The following is a 20,083-nucleotide window of genomic DNA, read 5'->3' as shown; positions in this document are numbered from 1 at the left end:
CTCGAAATTCAGCAATAAATCACCTGCTATTTGCCACCAAGCTTACATGATAACTCTTATGCAACTTCGAACCAATGTGTTGAAAAAGTCATCATTTACGTACTCGGAAGAATGATCAAGCGCACATAAATTACGGCTTATGTCACTTCTATTCACTTAACTTAATCTCGATCTCTATTCTTTACTTGCATATTTCGTCATTGGGCAACAGAATCAGTATAGCTATTTAAGATTTATCTTTAGATCAGATAGTCTTAGCCGTACAAACTTTCATTGTTAATGTGAGAGAAATGGAAGAAATAGACCCTTTTGAGGCACTGAAGACAGGGAGTGTCAAAAGTTTGTCTTTTCCCTTTGCTAAACGTGCATACGATGGATATGTGCACTTAGTTATATTTTTTTACAAGTAATTTAAACGTCATATAGTTTGCAGGGAATTATGATCACACGTCGCATTCCAGCGCTTTTGCTTGCGCTAAGCCCGGTTTGGGTTACTACGTCGGTTTTCGCAGAAGAATCTGTTCAAGCAGATCCAGTCGCTGAAATCGAAAATAAACTAGAAAAGAAAGAAGCAGAAATCAGCACAATGGCGTCAGAGTACGACTCTGAAGTCGAGCGTCTGCAGCAGCTTCAAAACGAAAACAGTAAACTTAAGCGCAGTGAGCAAGAGCTAAACGCTAAACGTAATCGCACTAAATCCGCATTGGACAAGCAGTATGGTCGTCTATTAGATGATCCAGACATTGACTTAATATCTTTCCAAAAGGCTTATCAAGACGCTTGGTCTGAAGTAAAAGAAAACCAGTCTCAGATGCTTGAGAACCAACAAGCAATCACAGAAAGCAAAATGCGTTTGTCACAAGTTAAGCAGAAGCAGGCTCGCATAAACAGCGAATACTCTTATCTTAAAGAGCAAAAGGTTGAAGCGCGTGTTAAACGACTAGAAGCTGAATTACGTGAAAGTGACGTTCTAGAAACAAGCTATAAAACAACTTGTTCTGCAACCATGACGCTAGGCGAATGTACTAGCCAAGGTCAGTACTTAACAAAGCAAAAAGCAGTGAAAGCGTTTAAAGCGAAATTAATGGACAACTTGACTGAGTCGAACATCGCCAAGCAAAACGCAAAAGGCGTTCAGCTGAACGTCCATGTGCAAGAAAGCCAAGTGATTCGTTCAGGTTTTGAAGGCAACAACAGCTACTTCACGCAAATGCAATCTCAACTTCAAGCTCGCCCTGAAGCTTCAGCTGCATGTAAACTACTTAACGTTTCAACTCGCTACTGTCTAAAAGGCAGCGAAGCTGCGACAACGAAGAAACAAGATAAAAACTGGGTAAACGTTACTGTTCGTTCTGACCAATACGAAGACAATGTGGTTATCAACGGTATTAACTACGGCAGCACACCAGTAGAGGTTGTTTTACCACGTGGTAAACATCAAGTGACAGTATCTAAAAACGGTTACCAAACATACAACCGCACCATTACTGTAACGTCAAACGATACGGTTTGGGTTAAGCTACGTCCAAGTGGCTAAACGTTGAAATATCAACCGGTTTCACAAAGATGAGCTAAAAACGCCACTTTATCCTAAGTTAGTTAACGATAACTTAAGACAAAGTGGCGTTTTCGTTTAGAATGTACCGATTAATCAGTAAGAAGATGTAGAAGAAAATCAATGCGCCTAGGTTTATATGCCCTTTTGTTAGCATTATCTCCATGTTTACTTTCGCCTTTAGCAATGGCGGAAGAAGCTCCCATGTCGATCACTGCTATCGATGACCAATTGTTCTCTAAGCACGATGAGCTACGTAACGCTCAAAAAGCATTAAAAGAACAACAAAGCGTCGTTGACGAAAAATCTGACCAGCTTAATGCTCTAGAAAAAGACACTCGAACTCTAGATAAGACGTTCTCAAAAGCTAAATCCTACCTTGAAGATACCTACAACAAACTTGAGACGGACCCAAGTGCGGATATCATTCAAGCACAAAAAAGCTATCAGGAAGCTTGGTCTAGTGTAAAACAAAATCAGAAAGCTCGTCTTGCAGCAGAGCAGTCGTATACAGAATCCCAAGCCAACTATGATGCTCAACAGCGAGAAGTCGACGCTATCACTAAGGCAATCGCTGATTTACAAAATGACAAAACTCATGCTCGCGTTGAACGACTTAGAGAGGAGCTTAAACAGCCTCAACAGCTTTCAATTAGCTTTACTAACCGTTGTGACTCTTCGCTAACCCTTGCTCAATGTGATAAACAAACTCAAGCACTCGCGCTGCAAAAAGCCGTTAAGCAATATCGTAGCGAATTGGTAAACCGAGTTTCGGAGCCACGTCTAGTTGAACGTAACATTCACGACGCTTCACTGAACATTCATATCATCAAACACACGACAACAAGTAGCGGCTTCTATGACGGCGAACGTTATCGCACGCTTATGGACGTCGAGCTCGAAGCGCGCCCGAGTGCAAAAACCGCCTGTGAGTTACTTGGGGTTGATACTCAACACTGTTTTGAGCCGGGTATTTTCGATACCGAGCCTCAATTCGAACAAGAAATCGCTTGGGTTACACTGGCAATTCGTTCCAATGTCTACGGTGATAGCGTTACCATCGACGGCGTTAGCTACGGCAGCACGCCGGTTGAAGTGATGCTCCCTATCGGGATCCATAACGTAATGGTGCAAAAAGAAGGCTACAAAACCTTCAATAAGCCCGTGACGGTAAAAACAGATTCGTCATTGCGCGCTAACCTAATTGAAAAATCAAACCCTCTCAATGCTGGGGATAAATTTGCTGACAGCATGAGAACTCTAGGTAAAGGCCCGCAGTTAGTCGCGATCTTAAATGGCACATACTACATTGGTGAGAATGCATCAAATCAAGTTCACCTTGATCATGCTTTCGGTTTTGGTGCTACACCAGTTACGGTTAGTCAGTTTGCAACTTTCGTTGAACAAACGGATTATCAGACCGATGCGGAACTGAAAAACACGTGTACTGCGTTAATCAAAGGTGAAGTGACTCCTGTAGAGAACAGCCACTGGCGCGATCCTGGCTTTAAACAGTACCCGAACTCCCCTGTCGTTTGTGTTAGCCAGAATGACGCGAAAGCCTACACCAATTGGTTACGCAAGCAAACAGGTGCACCATATCGCTTACCGACTGAAGACGAATGGGAAATTGCAGTACGTGCAGGAAGCCTAACCAAATATTGGTGGGGTAACGATTTCGTACCGGGCGAAGCGAACACAGGCTGGAGTGGCACGCCATGGTCGAATACTAGCACGTCACCTGTCAGCGCCTTTAAGCCTAATCAACTGGGTATTTACGATGGCGTAGGTAACGTTTGGCAGTGGACCAGCAATCCGCAAGGCATTGCTAAAGGTGGCGCATGGAACTTCTCGCCGGATATGGCCGCGGCAGACAAACAGCTCTTCCTAGCACGTTCTTCTGCCGCTAACTATCTAGGCTTTAGAGTCGTTAGAGACATCCAGTAAGAGTGAGTGAATGAATTCCTTTACCTCAACCATAAAAAAACGCCGCTGAATTCAGCGGCGTTTTTTTATGGAGCTAAGCGGTCAATATGCCATTCATCTTGCTCTCGAGAAAACAAGAATCGGTCATGCAGACGATGTTCGCCACCTTGCCAAAATTCAATGCTTTCAGGTCGAATACGATAGCCGCCCCAAAAACTTGGCACTGGAATCTCACCTTTTTCAAATTTCTGCTTAAGCTCTAGAAACTTTCCTTCTAAAACGCCCCTGGCAGAGATTCGGCTACTTTGTTTACTGGCAATTGCCGCAAGTTGGCTGGCCTTCGGGCGAGAAGAAAAATACTTCATATTTTCTACAGTAGATAACTTCTCAGCTATACCTGTAATATGAACTTGTCGCTCCAGAGGATGCCAAGGAAAGTGCAGGCTTACTTTTGCGTTGCCTTCAATCTGCTGGGCTTTACGGCTGCCTAAATTGGTATAAAAGACAAAACCTTGTTTATCGACATCTTTTAACAAGACGATACGTTGGTACGGTTGGCCCATTGCGTCCACCGTAGCAACCGTCATTGCCGTCGGGTCAGTCATCTTCGCTTCAATCGCCTGTTTTAACCACAAGTCAAACTGCGCAATTGGGTCAGCCAACAAATCCTTTCTTCGCAAGCCACTTTTTGTGTATTCACGACGAATATCTTCAAGCTCCATCTTTTATTTCTCCTCGGCGAAATTTTTTTGAAGATTGTGCGCTCTTAATCAAAAGAACTCAAGTTCAGTTACATATTCACCGGTCATTTCATAACTGACAAGTATAAAAATATGAGGATATATCATCTAACCCTGCTATTCTTACAGCAAATCCTTAACATTTTGTTAGATGAGTAATAAAATCAATAAAATAAAGCCAATTTTCGAGGAACACCCATGAGCAAAAGCAGTTATGACAAACTAACTCCCAACGAGTTGGAATATGTCGATGACAAAACTGCCGCATTACTTCTCAATACCCCTAATAGCGCTCGAATTATGCTATGGGTAATGGTGTTATTTTTCATTCTCGCTGGTGTCTGGGCATCATGGGCTGAAATCGACAAGGTCACCGTTGGACAAGGTAAGGTCGTTCCCTCTTCTCAAATTCAGGTAGTACAGAACCTTGAGGGTGGTTTAGTAAAAGAAATACTCGTGCGCGAAGGCCAGAGCGTCACTAAAGGTCAGCAGTTACTGTTGATCGATGATACGCGTTTCCGCTCTGACTATCGTGAACGCGAACAGCAAGTGGCTAATCTCACCGCAAGCGTTTTGCAGTTATCGGCTTCCCTTACCAGTGTTGAAATCAATGAAGATTTTGATGCAAGCAACTGGCAGAACAACGTTAAACTTAACTTTAACAAACTTGCTTTCCCACCTGTCCTTGATGAACAACAACCGAACCTAGTTGCGCGCCACAGGGCAGAATATCGCCAAGATTTAGATAAGTTGCGTAACCAAATCTCACTCATTGACCAACAAGTAAAGCAAAAGCAGCAAGATCTCGTCGAGATCAAAGCTCGAGTGCGTAATTTAAGAGATGGCTATAATTTCGCAAAAAAAGAACTGGAGATAACTCGCCCTCTTGCCGAAGAAGGAATCGTACCGAGAATTGAGCTACTTAAATTGCAGCGACAAGTCAACGACACTCGCCGTGAGCTCACATCCAGTGAACTGAAAAGTCCGGTACTCGAATCAGCAATACGCGAAGCCATGCTTAGCCGCATCGATACTGCGCAGAAATTCCGTTCTGAGCAGCAAGAAAAACTAAACCAAGCTCAGGACAAACTCTCCTCTCTGACAGAATCAACTGTCGGGTTAGAAGACCGAGTTAACCGTACCATAGTGACGTCACCTGTAACGGGAACGGTGAAAACACTAAACGTCAATACAGTTGGTGGTGTTATTCAACCAGGGATGGATATTGTTGAAATTGTTCCGAGTGAGGACACTCTGTTAGTTGAAGCTAAAATAGCACCGCAAGACATTGCATTCCTGCGCCCAGACTTACACACAGTCGTTAAATTCAGTGCCTATGACTTTACTAAATACGGTGGTCTAGAAGGCACACTTGAACACATCAGCGCAGATACAACAACAGATGAAGAAGGAAACAGCTTTTATTTAGTCCGTGTAAGAACAAAAGAAACCAGTTTAGATAAAGACAACTCATTACCTATTATTCCGGGTATGACGGCATCTGTGGATATCATTACAGGTAAACGTACTATCTTAGAGTACCTATTAAAGCCGATCCTCAGTGCTCAAAAAAATGCATTAAAGGAATAGCGTTGATGAGCATTTATCAACAATTTTCAACGAAGGAACAACTCGCGTGAGAAGGCACCACTGGGTAACGCCGGTAATAGCACTTTCACTGCTGTTACTTTCATCTACTGCGTCATTCGCGCTCAATACTCAAGAGCAGCGGTGGGTTGACGCAGTAAAAAGAACGTACGGAGATCGTGCGGGAAAACGTGTGCAAACTTGGCGAAATGAAATATCTCAGTACAAGTCGCTTTCCGAGCGAGACAAGCTAACCAAAGTGAACAATTTCTTTAACCAACTTTACTTCGTTGACGATATTAAGCTTTGGGGAAAGAACGACTACTGGGCAACACCGCTCGAGTTTTTAGGCAGTAATGCTGGCGACTGTGAAGATTTCACCATTGCTAAATACTTTTCCCTACTTGAACTCGGTGTCTCAGATCGAAAACTTCGTCTGGTCTATGTTAAAGCAATCGAACTCAACCAGTTCCATATGGTATTGGCTTACTACTCAAAACCGAGCGCAGAGCCAATACTATTGGACAACATTAATCCTCAAATTAAGAAGGCATCAGCTCGACGAGATTTATTACCGATTTATAGTTTTAACGGTAAAAACCTCTGGTTGATGAAGTCTAAACAAGGACAGCTAGCAGGAAAGTCATCAAGATTAAGTCTATGGAATGACCTTCGTGCCCGCGAGAAATCGCTTAAGTTAAACAAACCAAAAATTAATTATGATGAGTAGGCAATATGACTCTATATAAACAACTTGTCGCGGGAATGATTGCGGTTATTTTGATGCTATTGATCTCAGTGTTTATCATTGAGTTCAATATCACTAGAAGTAACCTCATTCAACATCAACGCTCCGAAGTGAACAACACCATTAATACCGTTGGTCTTGCACTTGCGCCTTACCTAGAAAGTAAGGACCAAGTCGCCGTCGAATCGGTAATCAATGCACTGTTTGATGGCAGTAGCTATTCGATTGTTCGTTTGATTTTCCTTGATACTGGAGACGAGATTCTACGTTCCTACCCTATCAAACCCAATAATGTGCCAAAGTGGTTTACTCAGCTAAATTTATTCGAAAAAATCCACGATCGACGCGTTGTAACTAGTGGATGGATGCAACTTGCCGAAGTGGAAATCGTCAGCCACCCTGGGGATGCCTACGCCCAGTTATGGCTTGCATTTGAACGTCTCGTCATCGTATTCTGCCTGATCATGCTGATTGGTTTGTTCTCAATTTCATTCATTCTTAAGCGCGCTTTACGTCCATTACAGCTCATCGTCGACAAAATGGAGCAAGTGGCTCGTAACCAATTTGGCGACCCTTTACCTCGCCCTGTGACCCAAGATCTGCTCTATGTGGTGGATGGCATCAACAGCATGTCTGCCCAGTTAGAGAAATCCTTTAAAGCGCAAGCGAAAGAAGCGCAGCAGTTACGTGAGCGCGCGTACATTGACCCAGTGTCTCAACTTGGTAACCGCGCATACTACATGAGTCAACTTAATTCATGGATTGGGGAAGGCGGTATTGGTGGTGTTGCGATCTTAGAAGCGAGCTTTATCCGAGAGCTGTACGATGATAAAGGCTACGAAGCGGGTGATGGCATGGTACGCGAGTTAGCGGATCATCTTAAAGTATCACTGACTTCTCCTAACGTAACGTTAGCGCGTATTTCTACCGAAGAATTTGGCTTTATTCTGCCTAACATGGAAGATTCGGAGCTCAAGCTGGTTGCAGAAAGCATCGTTACCTATGTACAAGATATCAATGCAGACCCAACTGGCATGGCGACTTCAAACATAGCACTTGGTGTCGTTTACAGCAAAGCCTCAACCAACTCTACCTCATTGCTAACCATGTTGGATAATGCGCTAGCAACAGCAAAATCTAACCCTGAAATGACATACGGCTATGTGACAGGTGACACGAGCGATAGTCTAATGGGCAAACAGCAGTGGAAAAACTTGGTCGAAGAAGCCATCAGTAACGACTGGTTCAGCTTCCGATTCCAGTCAGCGAACAATAGCTGGGGTCAGCCATATCACCGTGAAGTATTCTCTGCGATTGAAAAAGATGGCGAGCGCTACAGTGCCAACCAATACTTGTTCGCTCTAGAGCAACTTAATGCCAGCCACCTGTTTGATGAATACGTTATTGAAGCGATCGTCAAACGTATAGAGTCTGGTGAGTTTAAAGAGCCAATAGCGATTAACATCGCTCAGAGCAGTATTTCTCAACCAAGCTTTATTCGTTGGGTGACACAACTACTTAATAAACACAGTTCTGTAGCTTCGTTGCTCCATTTCGAGATCCCAGAAAACTGCTTTATTAACTCGCCTCACCACACAGCTCTGTTCTGTAACGCGGTAAGAAATTCAGGTGCCGATTTTGGTGTCGATAACTATGGTCGTAACTTCCAGTCTCTTGACTACATCAACGAGTTCCGCCCTGCTTATGTTAAGTTAGACTACTTGTACACTCACCATCTTGATGATGAGAAACAGAAATTCACGCTCACGTCGATTTCGCGTACCGCACATAACTTAGGGATTAAAACTATTGCATCTCGTGTTGAAACTCAGACTCAACTTGATTTCTTGTCTGAACATTTCATTGACGTCTTCCAAGGCTTCATCGTAGATAAATAACAACTATATAGGTATAGCATGCAGGACCCGCTATTAAACTCTCTTATCTACATTAGTCGATATTATGGTTTAGCGAATTCACCAGAAGCGCTTATTAATGGCTTGCCACTCTCAGATGGCAAGCTCACCCCTTTTCTATTTCCACGCGCGGCAGAACGCGCCGGCTTAGTGGCGAAAGAAAATCGTTCATCATTACTCGAAATCTCGCAGTTAGTGCTCCCCGTTGTTCTTATCCTGAAAAACGGCGAAGCATGTGTGCTAAACAGCATTAACGAAGAGAAAACTGAAGCCGAGATCGTCACAGGAGAGTCAGGGCTTGTCCCAATCTCTATCAGTATCGAAGAGTTAACCCAGCTCTACATTGGACGCTACTTCCTCGTTAAAAAACAATTTCGCTATGACGAGCGTTCACCTGAAGTACTAAAAACTCGTGAAGGTCACTGGTTTTGGGGCACTATTTGGCAATCTAAGCGAATCTATCGAGATGTATTGATCGCTTCAATCCTGATCAACTTGTTTGCCATTGCAGCACCGATGTTTACACGCTTGGTCTATGATAAAGTTGTACCAAACTTAGCGTTCGAGACCCTTTGGGTGCTCGCCAGTGGTATATTTGTGATCTTCTTGTTTGACCTAACACTCAAGTTGATGCGCAGTTACTTTATTGATGTCGCCGGTAAAAAGTCCGACATCCTAATATCATCCAAACTCTTCAGTAAAGTATTAGGAATTCGAATGGAGGCAAGACCAGCGTCAGTTGGTGCTTTTGCTCGCCATCTTCAGGAGTTTGAGTCTATTCGTGAGTTCTTCACCTCGGCAACCATCGGTTCGTTGATTGACCTACCGTTCGCGATTCTGTTCCTCGTTCTTATCTGGTTGATGGCGGGTAACCTAGTGATCGTGCCAATCGTCGGAGTTGTAATTCTGATGATCTACTCACTGCTGATACAAGGGCCATTGCGTCACACCATCGAAGAAGGGTCTCGTCTTGCTTCACAAAAATACGCGAACTTGATCGAAAGTCTTTCTGGCCTTGAAACCGTTAAATTGTTTGGAGCTCAAAGCCAGTTCCAGTTCCGCTGGGAAGAAGCCGTCGCGCACATGGCAAACTGGAACATCAAGAGCCGCCGCATCACTGATGGCATTCAAAATACCGCAGGTTTCGTACAGCAAGCATCAAACGTAGGCATGATTATTCTTGGTGTTTACCTGATTTCAGAAGGTGACCTAACCATGGGTGGGCTTATCGCTGCTACCATGCTTAGCGGACGTGCTATCGGCCCAATGGTCCAGCTTTCATTGCTTTCGACACGATACAATCAAGCCAAGTCATCGATGACCATCATTGAGCAAGTGATGCAAATGCCTGATGAGCAGGAAGAAGGCAAGCGCTATATTCACCGCCCTATTGTCCACGGAAAAATTGAGCTGGATAAAGTGACTTTCCACTACCCTGACTCACCGATAGCGTCTGTACGTGATTTGAGCATTACCATTAACCCAGGCGAAAAGGTTGCCATCATTGGTCGTATTGGTTCAGGTAAAACAACACTTGAACGCCTGATTATGGGCCTTTATAAGCCAACAGAAGGCCATGTTAGGATTGATGATACGGATATTGACCAACTCCATCATATCGACATTCGCCGCAATATCGGTTGTGTACCGCAGGACAGCCAACTGTTTTACGGCAGTATCCGTGACAACATCACCCTCGGACGTCCGCTAACAGATGACCGCGATGTACTTGATGCTGCAAACCGTGCGGGTGTAACAGTATTCACTCAACAAGACCCTGCGGGCTTAGAGCGTCAAGTAGGTGAAGGCGGCATGTTGCTTTCTGGTGGTCAACGTCAAGCAGTCACCATCGCTCGTGCCATTTTAGGCCGTCCACCCGTTCTGTTAATGGACGAACCGACCAGTGCAATGGATAACCGTTCGGAAATGCACATTAAACAGCAACTGGCTCAGTTAAAGCAGAGCGAGACTCTGATTCTAATTACTCATAAAACATCAATGCTTGATGTGGTAGACCGAGTCATTGTTATGGAGAAAGGTTGCGTCATTGCTGATGGCCCTAAAGCCGACGTTCTAAACAACCTGAAACAGGGTAAAGTAAGAGCGGTAAACTAACCCTCTATTATCTAATCCCAAAAAGAAAGCCATTCAAGTTACCTCGAATGGCTTTTTCTATTTAGTTAGCAATATTGCGTTATTAGTTAGTCGCGCAGTTCGCTGCACCAACTTCTTTCCAAACGCCCCACTCACCTGATTGAGTTGGATCATCACCTTGTGTCCACCATTTCGCTTCCCAAACTTTTCCAGCCCAAGAAACTTGGTCACCACCGGTATAAACAGCGCCTGATTGCCACAAGTTGTCACACACTTCACCGCCAGTAGATGTCTTAGCCACAACCACTGTAGTCGACGCAGAAGACTCTGCTTGTCCATCACTTACTGTCACAGTGAAGGCCAATGAAGTGTCTTGAGTATATTCAGCAGCAACAAAGCTCACTGTCGCACCATCAACTGTTGCATTAAGGCCTGCAGGAACGTTCCATGTGTAAGTTAGAACATCGTTATCAGCGTCCGATGAAGACGATGCGTCAACAAGCACTACGTCACCTGCATTGACGTTAGCTGGTGCAGATACTGACGCAACGGGTGCTTCATTTACTGGAGGAAGGTCTTTAGGGTTAACCGTAACAACTACAGTATCAGTTGATGTCGCTCCTTCATTGTCAGTCACGGTAAGCTTAAAGCTTAGGGTTTCAACTTGTGCAACTTCCACTACATCGAAAGCTGCTATCGCACTGTTTGCCGAACTTAAGGTTACTGGAGTTCCAGAAACTTGCGTCCATTGATAACCTGTAATTGTCCCATCAGAGTCACTTGAAGCAGTGCCATCAAGGCTAACGCTCGCAGGGCCAACAACCGTCACATCAGCACCTGCGCTCGCAACTGGAGCTCGATTTTGCGGTGGACCACCAGCTAGACCTTCATGCATCGCATTTAGGATATCACCGTTATCAGCATCGATTTCCCAAGAGAATAGACCCGCTAGACCTAGGTTACGTACATACGCACCTTTTGCTTTCACTGAGCGGTCATCATCAAATGTAATTAGCTGACCTGTCGTTGGGTTCCATACCCAAGGAGCTTCTGCTTGCACATCATAGCCATATTGGAAGCCATTGAGACCTTGTTTGTTTTCACCCAACATGTACGATTTAATGCCTTTGTAATCAATTACACCCGCTTCCCATACGCCTTGCTCAGGAGTGCCAGTCAGCTTTCCGTTACCGACACCTGTCATTGGATCAGTTGGATCAGATAGCGTTTCAGGCATAACACCTTCCCAACCACGGCCGTACATCGCTGCACCTAGAACAAGCTTACTTGCAGGAACGCCTTGCGCTAATAATAGTTGAATACTGTTGTCAGATGAGTAAGCAGGCCCTTTGTATGCTTCACCGTTTTCATCGACACCTGTACCATCACACTGCCCAGGGCGCATAAAGCTACCGCAATATAATGATGTTTGGTGACCCAAGACATTATTCCAGCCGCCATAGAAGTCATATGTCATGGCAAAGATGTAGTCCATGTATTGAACCGCATCACCATAGTCAACATCTTCGAGCTTGTCATAACCAACACCAATTGCAGAAGTCAGTTCATAAGTGCGACCTGTTGATGCTTCTAAGTCATCCAGCATAGCTCTTAACTCACGCATCAACGCAACGTATGCCGGACCATCATTTACTGGGTCACCTTTACCTTCAGCGGCACCACCACCACCGGGGAACTCCCAATCAATATCCACACCATCGAAGAACTTCCACGTCGTTAAGAATCGCTTAACTGACGCAACAAAAGTATCTCGGTTTGCCTTAGTAGTGAAATCAAAAAATGGTTCAGAAAGTGTCCAACCACCAATTGAGGGAACAATTTTCAAGTCAGGGTTACGTTGCTTAAGAGCCATTAGCATTGCAAAGTTTCCTTTAATAGGAGAACTATGTTCATGCCCTGCTTGTGGGAAGCTTTTCTGGTAAGCAGCCCAAGGGTCGTGTATTACAACTTCATAATCAGGCATTCCCTGACAGGCTGTCATCAAAGCATTGTAACTATTGCCGCCTACAGACTTAAGTGATTCGTTTGGACCACAGATTGGAATGAAACCATATAGAATATGAGTCAAATTATCAGCGGGCATTTTGTCTACCGTATAATCACGACCATAAATACCCCACTCTACGAAATATGTACCTACGACGGTATTTGGATCAGTATTATAAGACTTATTGTTCGGATCAATATTCATCGTTAGTGGCTTTAAGTGCGCTCCATCAGTATCGGCTACAGTCACCTCTACAGGCTCACTGACGCTACAACCCGTTGCATCACACGCTTCGATGGTCATTTGGTACAAACCACCTTTACCATATTTAAATGTCGCATCCGTTTGGCTGCCACTAATTGGACCGGTTGCCACTTGTGTACCATCAAAGTAGATTTTGTAAGTGTCGCCTGTTGTACCACTCCATTGGTTGAACTTGATGGTGATATCAGCTTCATCGTGATATGTCACCATTTGGTTATAGCCAGAGGTTGTTTCCATGGCGAGTTCAATCTTAGAAAACTGTAGATTGTTCGAGCCATATACATCAACACTCGGTGCTGAAGGGGCGGCTATCGCGGCGCTTGATACTGCTAGTGCAATACTTGCAGCGCATAAATTCATACGATTCATACCTGTTTCTCTCATTCCTTGAATGTTTGCCCTAATTGGGGCTAAGTCTGCCTTCGTCGCACGAAAACATCCCTTTCAGTATTTAAGAGACTTTTTTTTAGATGAGAAAAATAAAAACTTATTTCGAGGCAAGGTCAAAAATTAGCCGGAAGTTATCAATATGTTACACTGCAAGTTGAATGTTGAGTCAAAATTTAGAGATCCCGACACTGTCAGAATAATTTCGATAAATCTGTTATTTAGGTAGATAGACTAACTATATGGAACGAACTTAAAAAAATTGAACACTGCTACGGTCCACGCGGTAGCAGTGTTATTGAAGGGGTTCATAGTCAAAGTTCACCCTTGGGTCTTTCTTAGCTGACATCGTTAAATTGATGAATTTTTCCAACTTCTTACATTTGAATATTGCAAAGACTCTTTAAGCTAGGCACTCTCTTTAGCTTAAGTGCATGTTTATTAGGAAACGCAAAGTGAAAATTAAAACAACACTACTTACTTTGGCTGCGCTAGGCTTTAGCGGCTTTACTACTGCTGCTGTAACCATTGAAATCCCAGACACTGTGCAAGTGTTAGTGGCGAACGATGCACAACCAGAGCTTTCTGGCGGCTTTTTCGCGGCGAACAAGACTCTCACCCTACCTGATGGTAAAAACCAAATTCTGTTCACCTACAGTCCATATTTTGATCAAGGCAAAGACCGTATCATCTTAGAAAGCGACCCAATTATCGGGACGTTTACCGCGACAGACAGTGAGCTAAAATTTGAGCTACCTAAATACCGTAATGAGCACGATGCGTCGAAGAAAATTCGAAATGTCGAATGGAGTCTGAAGGGCAAAAATGGCCAATCCATCGCCGTTAAGCAGGACAAATTAGTCAAAGATGGTATGCAGATCGGACGTAACCATCAAATTGAGCTAGCGGAGTATAACCGTAAAGGTGGTATTGCTGCGGTTTCCACAGCAGCGGTTGTTCCAGTGACCTTGCCTGCTACCCTGCCAACAGATGGAAAAACAGCCAATACAACAGCTGAAGAAATGCTGCACTTTTGGTATGACAAAGCGGACGCTGCGACACAAGCTAAGTTCAAAGCTTACATCAACAGTAAGTAATAACTCAAAAGAGCCACACATAAACCATACGTTATGGTCATCACTGTTAGAGTTTGTTACGTTTACTGTTTAAAACTGCAGAGGAAGCCAGATGTTCACTGAAAAAATAGACGACGATGTTTCGCTCGCATTAGTCCAAGAATCATTCGCTCATCAATATGCTTCACTCGTGTGCGATCAAATTGACTATTTGTCGCAATGGCTCGCTTGGCCTGCCCATTGTCAAACCGAACAAGACTTCCGTCACTTTATTCAGCGAGTATTACATGAATACGCCGAGGGAAAATCGATGACCTTCGCAATCATTTATCGTGGAGAAATCGTCGGAAACTGCAGTTTTAATACACTGAACTACGATACACTCAATGCTGAAGTTGGCTATTGGCTCTCTCAACACCATCAAGGTAAAGGGATCGTTACCCGCATCGTTAATCATCTGATAAATAAAGCCTTTAATGAGCTTGGTATGGAAAAAGTGCAGCTTTCAGCTGCGGCAGAGAACCAACCGAGCCGCCGAGTTGCAGAACGCGTTGGAATGACGTTAGAAGGCATTTTGACCAACCAAGAAAAAATTGGCGATAGGATTCTCGATCATGCAATCTATGGTATTAAGAAAAACCCGGTAAGCGATTCGTTCTAGTTGATTCTCAGCACAGTTTTTACTCCCTAAACCATTGCTAACCATAGCTTTATGCTAGCATTGCTGCCGATACAATCATGGAACGAATAACATGCCTTCTGTAGCTAAGCTGCTCTTACTCATTATTGCAGTCGGTGGCGGATTCTTTACCAGTGATATCCGACACTGGATCCAAGCCAAAAACGACAAAATTTCTCTCGATGAATACTGTTTAATTACCACACAATCTTGCACACAAGGCAATATAAACGTCCAAGCGGATAAAGATACCAGTCAACCACTTGTCCCAACGGTCGTTGAGGTCGATTGGCCAGAAAGCTCGAGCGAACAACTCTTCGTTTCCCTACAGGGTTACGAGATGGATATGGGCCAAGTTGTCTTTAAACTCGACAAGAACAGTGATGGAAGATTCTCTGGTCAAATAATTCTTCCTGTATGTACAACAGAAGCCATGACGTGGTATGGCACTATCACTGATGGTGCTGAAACATTTAAAACATCTATAAGGATGGAAAGATGAGTAAAAACTGGTCTCTTATCTTAATCGCTGCCTTTGTTCTTGGTTTCGGACTGAAAAGCTACCTAGACCTCCAAGACGAAAGTAAGCCGAATACTGTGGACTCTTCAGTGACTTTGTATGGTGAAAATAACCAACCGGTATCACTGTTTGATTCCAATGATGAGCGTATTCGCGTGGTCTACTTCGGCTTTACTCGCTGCCCCGATGTATGTCCAACATCTTTAGCGATGTTAGCTGGTGCACTGAACCAAATCGACCAATCGACCAAAGATCAGCTTCGCCCTATTTTCATTTCGCTCGATCCTGAGCGCGATGCCGCTGCGGATTCCTATAAATATGCGCAGTACTTTCATCCTATGATTGAAGGTCTGTCTGCACCATTGGATGTCACAACGCCATTAGCACACAAATACGGTGTCATCTTTCGTAAAACCGAATTAGAAAACTCGGAATTAAAATACACACTCGATCATAGCTCTTATTTCTACTTCTTAAAACCAGATGGCACGTTAATCACTAAAGTGCCACATACTTTGACTCCAGCCCCACTGGTTGAAGCCTTTAAAACGATTACTTCAAAAGGTTAGTTAAAATGAAACTAAAAGCCCTAATTTTAGCCACACTAGTATTAAGCCCACTTGCACAAGCGAAGATGGATATCATGGCGCACCACGCCTATGCACGTGCAACCCCACCAAATGTGGAAACGAGCGCAGTTTTTGCTGAGATCATGAACCGTGGTGAAAATGCTCGCTATATCGTATCTGCATCAACAGATGCCGCGGGCAAAGTAGAGTTGCATGATGTGCTTAAAGAAGGCGACGTGATGAAGATGCGCCAAGTTGAGCGTATTGAGATCCCAGCTAAAGGTAACGTCGAACTCAAACCAGGTAGCCTACACATCATGCTATTTGATCTTAAAAAGCCACTAGTTGAAGGCGAAGAAATTGATGTACAAATCACTTTTGCTAATGGTCAGAAACAGACCTTTACTGCGCCAATCAAGAAAGTGATGAGCGGAATGAAACATCATCACTAAAAGTAAAAGGAGGTGGGCAGACACTCACCTCTTTTGCTATTATTGCAACGCAAATCAATCCCACAAGCTTAGGAGGATACGATGATTGTATTAAAAACCCGCCCGGCAAACATGGTGAAGATACGTTAGAGTTAGCGATTACTTATCGCTTTCCTAATCTCCCTTCCTATTTGCCCGGTGTAACTAGACCGGGGTCAAAAGACCCTAAAAGAATTTCTGCAGTATAACTGCAATCTTGGGGCAACCATGAATACAAATACACAAACACCGATGTCACTAGCGACACTTGGCTGGAACAATTTATTTCAACAGCAACTTACATTAGACGATCTAGAGAACAATCATACAATCGCGAGAGTGACTGAACATCACCGCAGCATTTATAAACTGATGAATGAGCAAGGTGAGATACAGCTTGATATTCACAAATCTCTGCCTTCGATGACCGTTGGCGATTGGTTAGTACTAGGCACTGATCAACGCTTTGTTCGTCTACTCGAAAGGCAATCTCTTTTTCATCGTAAAGCCTCTGGTAGCAAAGTTCACGAGCAGCTGATTGCCGCCAATGTAACAACATTATTTATCGTTTGTTCGTTAAATGACGACTTCAACCTAAGTCGAATTGAGCGCTACCTTGCTATCGCATATGAAGCGGAGGTAGAACCGGTTATCGTCTTAACCAAAGCGGATTTAACCAACAATGAAGCGGAGCTTCGAACGCAAGTTCAAGCACTTGATCCAATGCTCATGGTAGAAAGTCTAAACGCGTTGGACAAAAATGAGTGTAAACGACTCACAACATGGTGCGGCGCCGGTAAAACAGTCGCTTTTATGGGCTCATCCGGTGTTGGCAAGTCAACCTTAGTCAACAGCTTGCTCGATCAAGATACTCAGCTTACTGGCGGTATCCGAGAGGATGACAGTAAAGGTAGACATACTACGACAAGTCGTTCACTACACTTCATGCCTAGTGGTGGTGTACTGATTGACACTCCGGGAATGAGAGAACTGCAGCTCATTGATTGTGCAGATGGTGTGGCGGAAACATTCTCAGATGTTGAAGCGTTCGCTTCACAGTGCCGTTTTTCGGACTGCCAACATCAAGATGAGCCAAAGTGCCGAGTTCGTGAAGCTATCGAATCAGGGGAACTCGAAGAGCGCCGCCTGACCAACTACCTTAAGTTGCAACGTGAACAGCAGCGCAACACAGCGACACTTGCCGAACAGAGAGCCTCTTATAAACAGCAGACTAAATTCTACAAGAGAGTTCAAGAAGAGAGTCGCTCTCAAAAAAAGGGCAAAGAATATTAATCATATTTTACATCATTCAAAAGGGGCTTTATGCCCCTTTTTATTTACATTTAAAGCAACCACTACAAAACACATTTGCAACACAAAACCAACAACAAGCATCACACAGCAACCTTTAATGCTAAATTTCAAATAATTCTAGACACATAATTTCAGGGCGATAGTATACCCCCTTCAGTTTAAAATAACTGAAATGACTACAAATCTATAAAACAATTCATTGTAGGGATAACTATGCAACACAACTCATTTATTGCACGCTTTGCTCGCGGCAATCTGGTTTTGCAAATCCTAGCAGGCATCTTATTAGGTGTTGGTCTAGCGATTGTTTCACCAGAACACGCTCAAAGTGTGGGTTTACTTGGAAGCCTCTTTGTTGGCGCGCTTAAAGCCGTCGCCCCGATTCTTGTCTTTATCTTGGTTGCTGCGTCAATCGCTAACCAGAAAAAGAACCAGCATACCTATATGCGCCCTATCGTCGTACTTTACCTTTTTGGTACGTTAGCCGCTGCTTTGACCGCGGTAGTACTTAGCTTCCTTTTCCCGACGACATTGACGTTGGTCTCTGGTGCAGAAGGCGCAACACCTCCTCAAGGTATTGCTGAAGTTCTAAATACTCTACTATTCAAGCTTGTCGATAATCCAGTTAATGCTCTTATGAGTGCGAATTACATCGGTATCCTTGCTTGGGCTATCGGTCTTGGTCTTGCTCTTCATCACGCGTCAGGCACAACAAAAGCGGTTTTCGAAGACTTGAGCCACGGTGTATCTCAGATCGTACGCTTTATTATTCGTTTAGCACCATTTGGTATCTTTGGTTTGGTTTCTGCAACGCTTGCAACAACAGGCTTCGATGCACTTGCAGGTTACGCACAACTCCTTGCTGTACTGCTTAGCGCAATGGCAATTATTGCTCTAGTAGTAAACCCAATTATTGTCTTCGTTAAAACCGGCGAGAACCCATACCCACTGGTTCTTCAGTGTATTCGCGAAAGTGGTGTAACGGCGTTCTTCACTCGTTCAAGCGCAGCGAATATCCCAGTTAACATGGCGTTGTGTGAAAAGTTAAAGCTAGACGAAGATACTTACTCAGTGTCTATCCCTCTAGGTGCAACGATCAACATGGCAGGTGCAGCGATCACTATCACTACGTTGACGCTTGCTGCCGTACATACGATGGGTATAGAAGTTGATCTTCTGACAGCGCTTCTATTAAGCGTGGTAGCAGCGGTATCAGCTTGTGGTGCATCTGGCGTTGCAGGTGGCTCACTACTGCTAATCCCTCTTGCATGTGGTTTGTTTGGTATTCCAAACGAAATTGCAATGCAGGTGGTTGCGGTAGGTTTCATCATTGGTGTGGTTCAAGACTCTGCAGAAACCGCACTAAACAGCTCAACAGACGTTGTGTTCACTGCTGCGGTATGTAAAGCGCAACAGAAAAAAGCGGCTAAATAACTGCCGCTTAGATTCCAAAGTAAAGGCCTAGTTTTTATACTAGGCCTTTTTGTTTTTGTAGCTATTTATTCATTGTATAACAACACTCTAAGTCGTAGTCTTCACCACTCTTGGCTGTGTACGCTTTGGTTTCTGTACACGCCTTTGGTTTGCCTTTTTCGTCGCCTCTTACCACACTAATCCAGTGACGCATTGCCGATATCTCAAGGCTTTCTTGAGGAAACATTGTGCATGTTTCTAGCTGAATATCGTCAATTTCAATCAGTTCAACGCAACCAGTGCCTTTGTTTTTGCCGAACGTCAGCTCTACATGGCTACCTGTACCGTCTCGAAACAAAATCGATGTTGGTTCCTCTTTCTCGCCGCTGTAAGCAACAAATTGTTTGTTACTTTTTAAGCCGCTATGGGTGCCATCTTTGAAGTAAGCAACAAGGTGTCGATAATCTACCATATATGCTGTCACTTCCTGATGAGAGCCATTCTCTAGCGGGAACATACGGTCCAGTAGCTGCTTCGCTTTGGTTTGTTTTTCTGAAGATTGCTTCGAGTTCGTTTTTTCAACCGCGAAGACTGCTTCAGCGATAAATGGTTGTTCTTGTTTTTGGATGTCTGTTTTATCGATAGTAAGCATGTTCATAATGTTTCCCTCGCGGACTGTTATTTCAAAGTAATGGCACATCTTTATGTCCTAGAGCAAAGATTTCAAACTTGAGTTGAGTTGTTTTTAGTTTTGTGACTTTGCTTACTTTCTATACTAGTGAATTTTTGACTACAATTTCACAACAAAAATTTTACA

The 20,083-nt window shown here is 43.9% G+C and carries 16 protein-coding genes; 13 read left to right on the top strand and 3 right to left on the bottom strand.

The window, feature by feature from the left end:
* Positions 1 to 439: 439 nt before the first annotated feature.
* Together ACU01J_RS06340 and ACU01J_RS06335 are read left to right on the top strand one after the other, a co-directional pair.
* Positions 440 to 1,537: a PEGA domain-containing protein gene (locus ACU01J_RS06340; RefSeq protein ID WP_481084900.1), complete on the top strand. Its 1,098-nt coding sequence runs from the start codon at positions 440 to 442 to the stop codon at positions 1,535 to 1,537.
* A gap of 141 nt (positions 1,538 to 1,678) precedes the next feature.
* Complete coding sequence (locus ACU01J_RS06335; RefSeq protein ID WP_481084899.1) at positions 1,679 to 3,502, top strand: SUMF1/EgtB/PvdO family nonheme iron enzyme; 1,824 nt, start codon at positions 1,679 to 1,681, stop codon at positions 3,500 to 3,502.
* A gap of 65 nt (positions 3,503 to 3,567) precedes the next feature.
* On the opposite strand, the gene pdxH is transcribed toward ACU01J_RS06335, so the two are convergent.
* Positions 3,568 to 4,203, bottom strand: a complete 636-nt coding sequence (pdxH, locus tag ACU01J_RS06330) for a pyridoxamine 5'-phosphate oxidase (RefSeq protein WP_481084898.1) — start codon at positions 4,201 to 4,203, stop codon at positions 3,568 to 3,570.
* Between the two features lie 216 nt (positions 4,204 to 4,419).
* On the opposite strand from pdxH, the gene ACU01J_RS06325 reads away from it, so the two are divergent.
* The 4 genes from ACU01J_RS06325 (at position 4,420) to ACU01J_RS06310 (ending at position 10,587) form a co-directional block, all read left to right on the top strand.
* Complete coding sequence (locus ACU01J_RS06325) at positions 4,420 to 5,811, top strand: HlyD family type I secretion periplasmic adaptor subunit (protein WP_481084897.1); 1,392 nt, start codon at positions 4,420 to 4,422, stop codon at positions 5,809 to 5,811.
* A gap of 76 nt (positions 5,812 to 5,887) precedes the next feature.
* Positions 5,888 to 6,538 (top strand): transglutaminase-like cysteine peptidase, encoded by a 651-nt coding sequence (locus ACU01J_RS06320; RefSeq protein WP_481084926.1) that lies wholly within the window; start codon positions 5,888 to 5,890, stop codon positions 6,536 to 6,538.
* Positions 6,539 to 6,543: 5 nt separating this feature from the next.
* Positions 6,544 to 8,454: a bifunctional diguanylate cyclase/phosphodiesterase gene (locus tag ACU01J_RS06315; RefSeq protein ID WP_481084896.1), complete on the top strand. Its 1,911-nt coding sequence runs from the start codon at positions 6,544 to 6,546 to the stop codon at positions 8,452 to 8,454.
* 18 nt (positions 8,455 to 8,472) lie between these two features.
* Positions 8,473 to 10,587 carry a type I secretion system permease/ATPase gene (locus ACU01J_RS06310; RefSeq protein WP_481084895.1) on the top strand — a complete coding sequence of 705 codons (2,115 nt, stop codon included), beginning with the start codon at positions 8,473 to 8,475 and terminating at the stop codon, positions 10,585 to 10,587.
* An 82-nt stretch (positions 10,588 to 10,669) separates the two neighbouring features.
* Here the strand turns inward: ACU01J_RS06310 and ACU01J_RS06305 are convergent, their stop codons facing one another.
* Positions 10,670 to 13,207 (bottom strand): glycosyl hydrolase family 18 protein, encoded by a 2,538-nt coding sequence (locus tag ACU01J_RS06305; RefSeq protein WP_481084894.1) that lies wholly within the window; start codon positions 13,205 to 13,207, stop codon positions 10,670 to 10,672.
* Positions 13,208 to 13,680: 473 nt separating this feature from the next.
* Between ACU01J_RS06305 and ACU01J_RS06300 the strand changes: the two genes are divergently transcribed.
* The 7 genes from ACU01J_RS06300 to sstT all read left to right on the top strand — a co-directional run bounded on the left by ACU01J_RS06300 (position 13,681) and on the right by sstT (position 19,287).
* Positions 13,681 to 14,322: a DUF2057 family protein gene (locus ACU01J_RS06300; protein ID WP_481084893.1), complete on the top strand. Its 642-nt coding sequence runs from the start codon at positions 13,681 to 13,683 to the stop codon at positions 14,320 to 14,322.
* 91 nt (positions 14,323 to 14,413) lie between these two features.
* Positions 14,414 to 14,962, top strand: coding sequence for a GNAT family N-acetyltransferase (locus ACU01J_RS06295; protein WP_481084892.1), 549 nt, complete (start codon positions 14,414 to 14,416; stop codon positions 14,960 to 14,962).
* Between the two features lie 91 nt (positions 14,963 to 15,053).
* The gene (locus ACU01J_RS06290) at positions 15,054 to 15,482 is read left to right on the top strand and encodes a hypothetical protein (protein ID WP_481084891.1); all 429 of its coding nucleotides are present in this window, start codon (positions 15,054 to 15,056) and stop codon (positions 15,480 to 15,482) included.
* Positions 15,479 to 16,069 carry an SCO family protein gene (locus ACU01J_RS06285; protein ID WP_481084890.1) on the top strand — a complete coding sequence of 197 codons (591 nt, stop codon included), beginning with the start codon at positions 15,479 to 15,481 and terminating at the stop codon, positions 16,067 to 16,069. Before ACU01J_RS06290 ends, ACU01J_RS06285 begins: the two co-directional genes overlap by 4 nt.
* A 5-nt stretch (positions 16,070 to 16,074) precedes the next feature.
* On the top strand, positions 16,075 to 16,521 hold the full coding sequence (locus tag ACU01J_RS06280; RefSeq protein WP_481084889.1) for a copper chaperone PCu(A)C: 447 nt from the start codon (positions 16,075 to 16,077) through the stop codon (positions 16,519 to 16,521).
* Positions 16,522 to 16,767: 246 nt separating this feature from the next.
* The gene (rsgA, locus tag ACU01J_RS06275; protein ID WP_481084888.1) at positions 16,768 to 17,832 is read left to right on the top strand and encodes a ribosome small subunit-dependent GTPase A; all 1,065 of its coding nucleotides are present in this window, start codon (positions 16,768 to 16,770) and stop codon (positions 17,830 to 17,832) included.
* A 234-nt stretch (positions 17,833 to 18,066) separates the two neighbouring features.
* Positions 18,067 to 19,287: a serine/threonine transporter SstT gene (sstT, locus tag ACU01J_RS06270; RefSeq protein ID WP_481084887.1), complete on the top strand. Its 1,221-nt coding sequence runs from the start codon at positions 18,067 to 18,069 to the stop codon at positions 19,285 to 19,287.
* A gap of 61 nt (positions 19,288 to 19,348) precedes the next feature.
* Here the strand turns inward: sstT and ACU01J_RS06265 are convergent, their stop codons facing one another.
* Positions 19,349 to 19,924, bottom strand: a complete 576-nt coding sequence (locus ACU01J_RS06265; RefSeq protein ID WP_481084886.1) for an aldolase/citrate lyase/malate synthase family protein — start codon at positions 19,922 to 19,924, stop codon at positions 19,349 to 19,351.
* Between the last annotated feature and the right edge of the window lie 159 nt (positions 19,925 to 20,083).

The organism is Vibrio sp. 2433-A1, assembly GCF_056726085.1.
The sequence above is the reverse complement of the archived record's forward strand: the minus strand, read 5'-3'. Positions and strand labels throughout refer to the sequence as shown.

Coding starts and splice junctions, on each gene's coding strand:
- ACU01J_RS06340 (WP_481084900.1), top strand. CDS start 440: ATGATCACACGTCGCATTCCAGCGCTTTTGCTTGCGCTAAGCCCGGTT.
- ACU01J_RS06335 (WP_481084899.1), top strand. CDS start 1,679: ATGCGCCTAGGTTTATATGCCCTTTTGTTAGCATTATCTCCATGTTTA.
- pdxH (WP_481084898.1), bottom strand. CDS start 4,203: ATGGAGCTTGAAGATATTCGTCGTGAATACACAAAAAGTGGCTTGCGA.
- ACU01J_RS06325 (WP_481084897.1), top strand. CDS start 4,420: ATGAGCAAAAGCAGTTATGACAAACTAACTCCCAACGAGTTGGAATAT.
- ACU01J_RS06315 (WP_481084896.1), top strand. CDS start 6,544: ATGACTCTATATAAACAACTTGTCGCGGGAATGATTGCGGTTATTTTG.
- ACU01J_RS06310 (WP_481084895.1), top strand. CDS start 8,473: ATGCAGGACCCGCTATTAAACTCTCTTATCTACATTAGTCGATATTAT.
- ACU01J_RS06305 (WP_481084894.1), bottom strand. CDS start 13,207: ATGAATCGTATGAATTTATGCGCTGCAAGTATTGCACTAGCAGTATCA.
- ACU01J_RS06295 (WP_481084892.1), top strand. CDS start 14,414: ATGTTCACTGAAAAAATAGACGACGATGTTTCGCTCGCATTAGTCCAA.
- ACU01J_RS06290 (WP_481084891.1), top strand. CDS start 15,054: ATGCCTTCTGTAGCTAAGCTGCTCTTACTCATTATTGCAGTCGGTGGC.
- ACU01J_RS06285 (WP_481084890.1), top strand. CDS start 15,479: ATGAGTAAAAACTGGTCTCTTATCTTAATCGCTGCCTTTGTTCTTGGT.
- ACU01J_RS06280 (WP_481084889.1), top strand. CDS start 16,075: ATGAAACTAAAAGCCCTAATTTTAGCCACACTAGTATTAAGCCCACTT.
- rsgA (WP_481084888.1), top strand. CDS start 16,768: ATGAATACAAATACACAAACACCGATGTCACTAGCGACACTTGGCTGG.
- sstT (WP_481084887.1), top strand. CDS start 18,067: ATGCAACACAACTCATTTATTGCACGCTTTGCTCGCGGCAATCTGGTT.
- ACU01J_RS06265 (WP_481084886.1), bottom strand. CDS start 19,924: ATGAACATGCTTACTATCGATAAAACAGACATCCAAAAACAAGAACAA.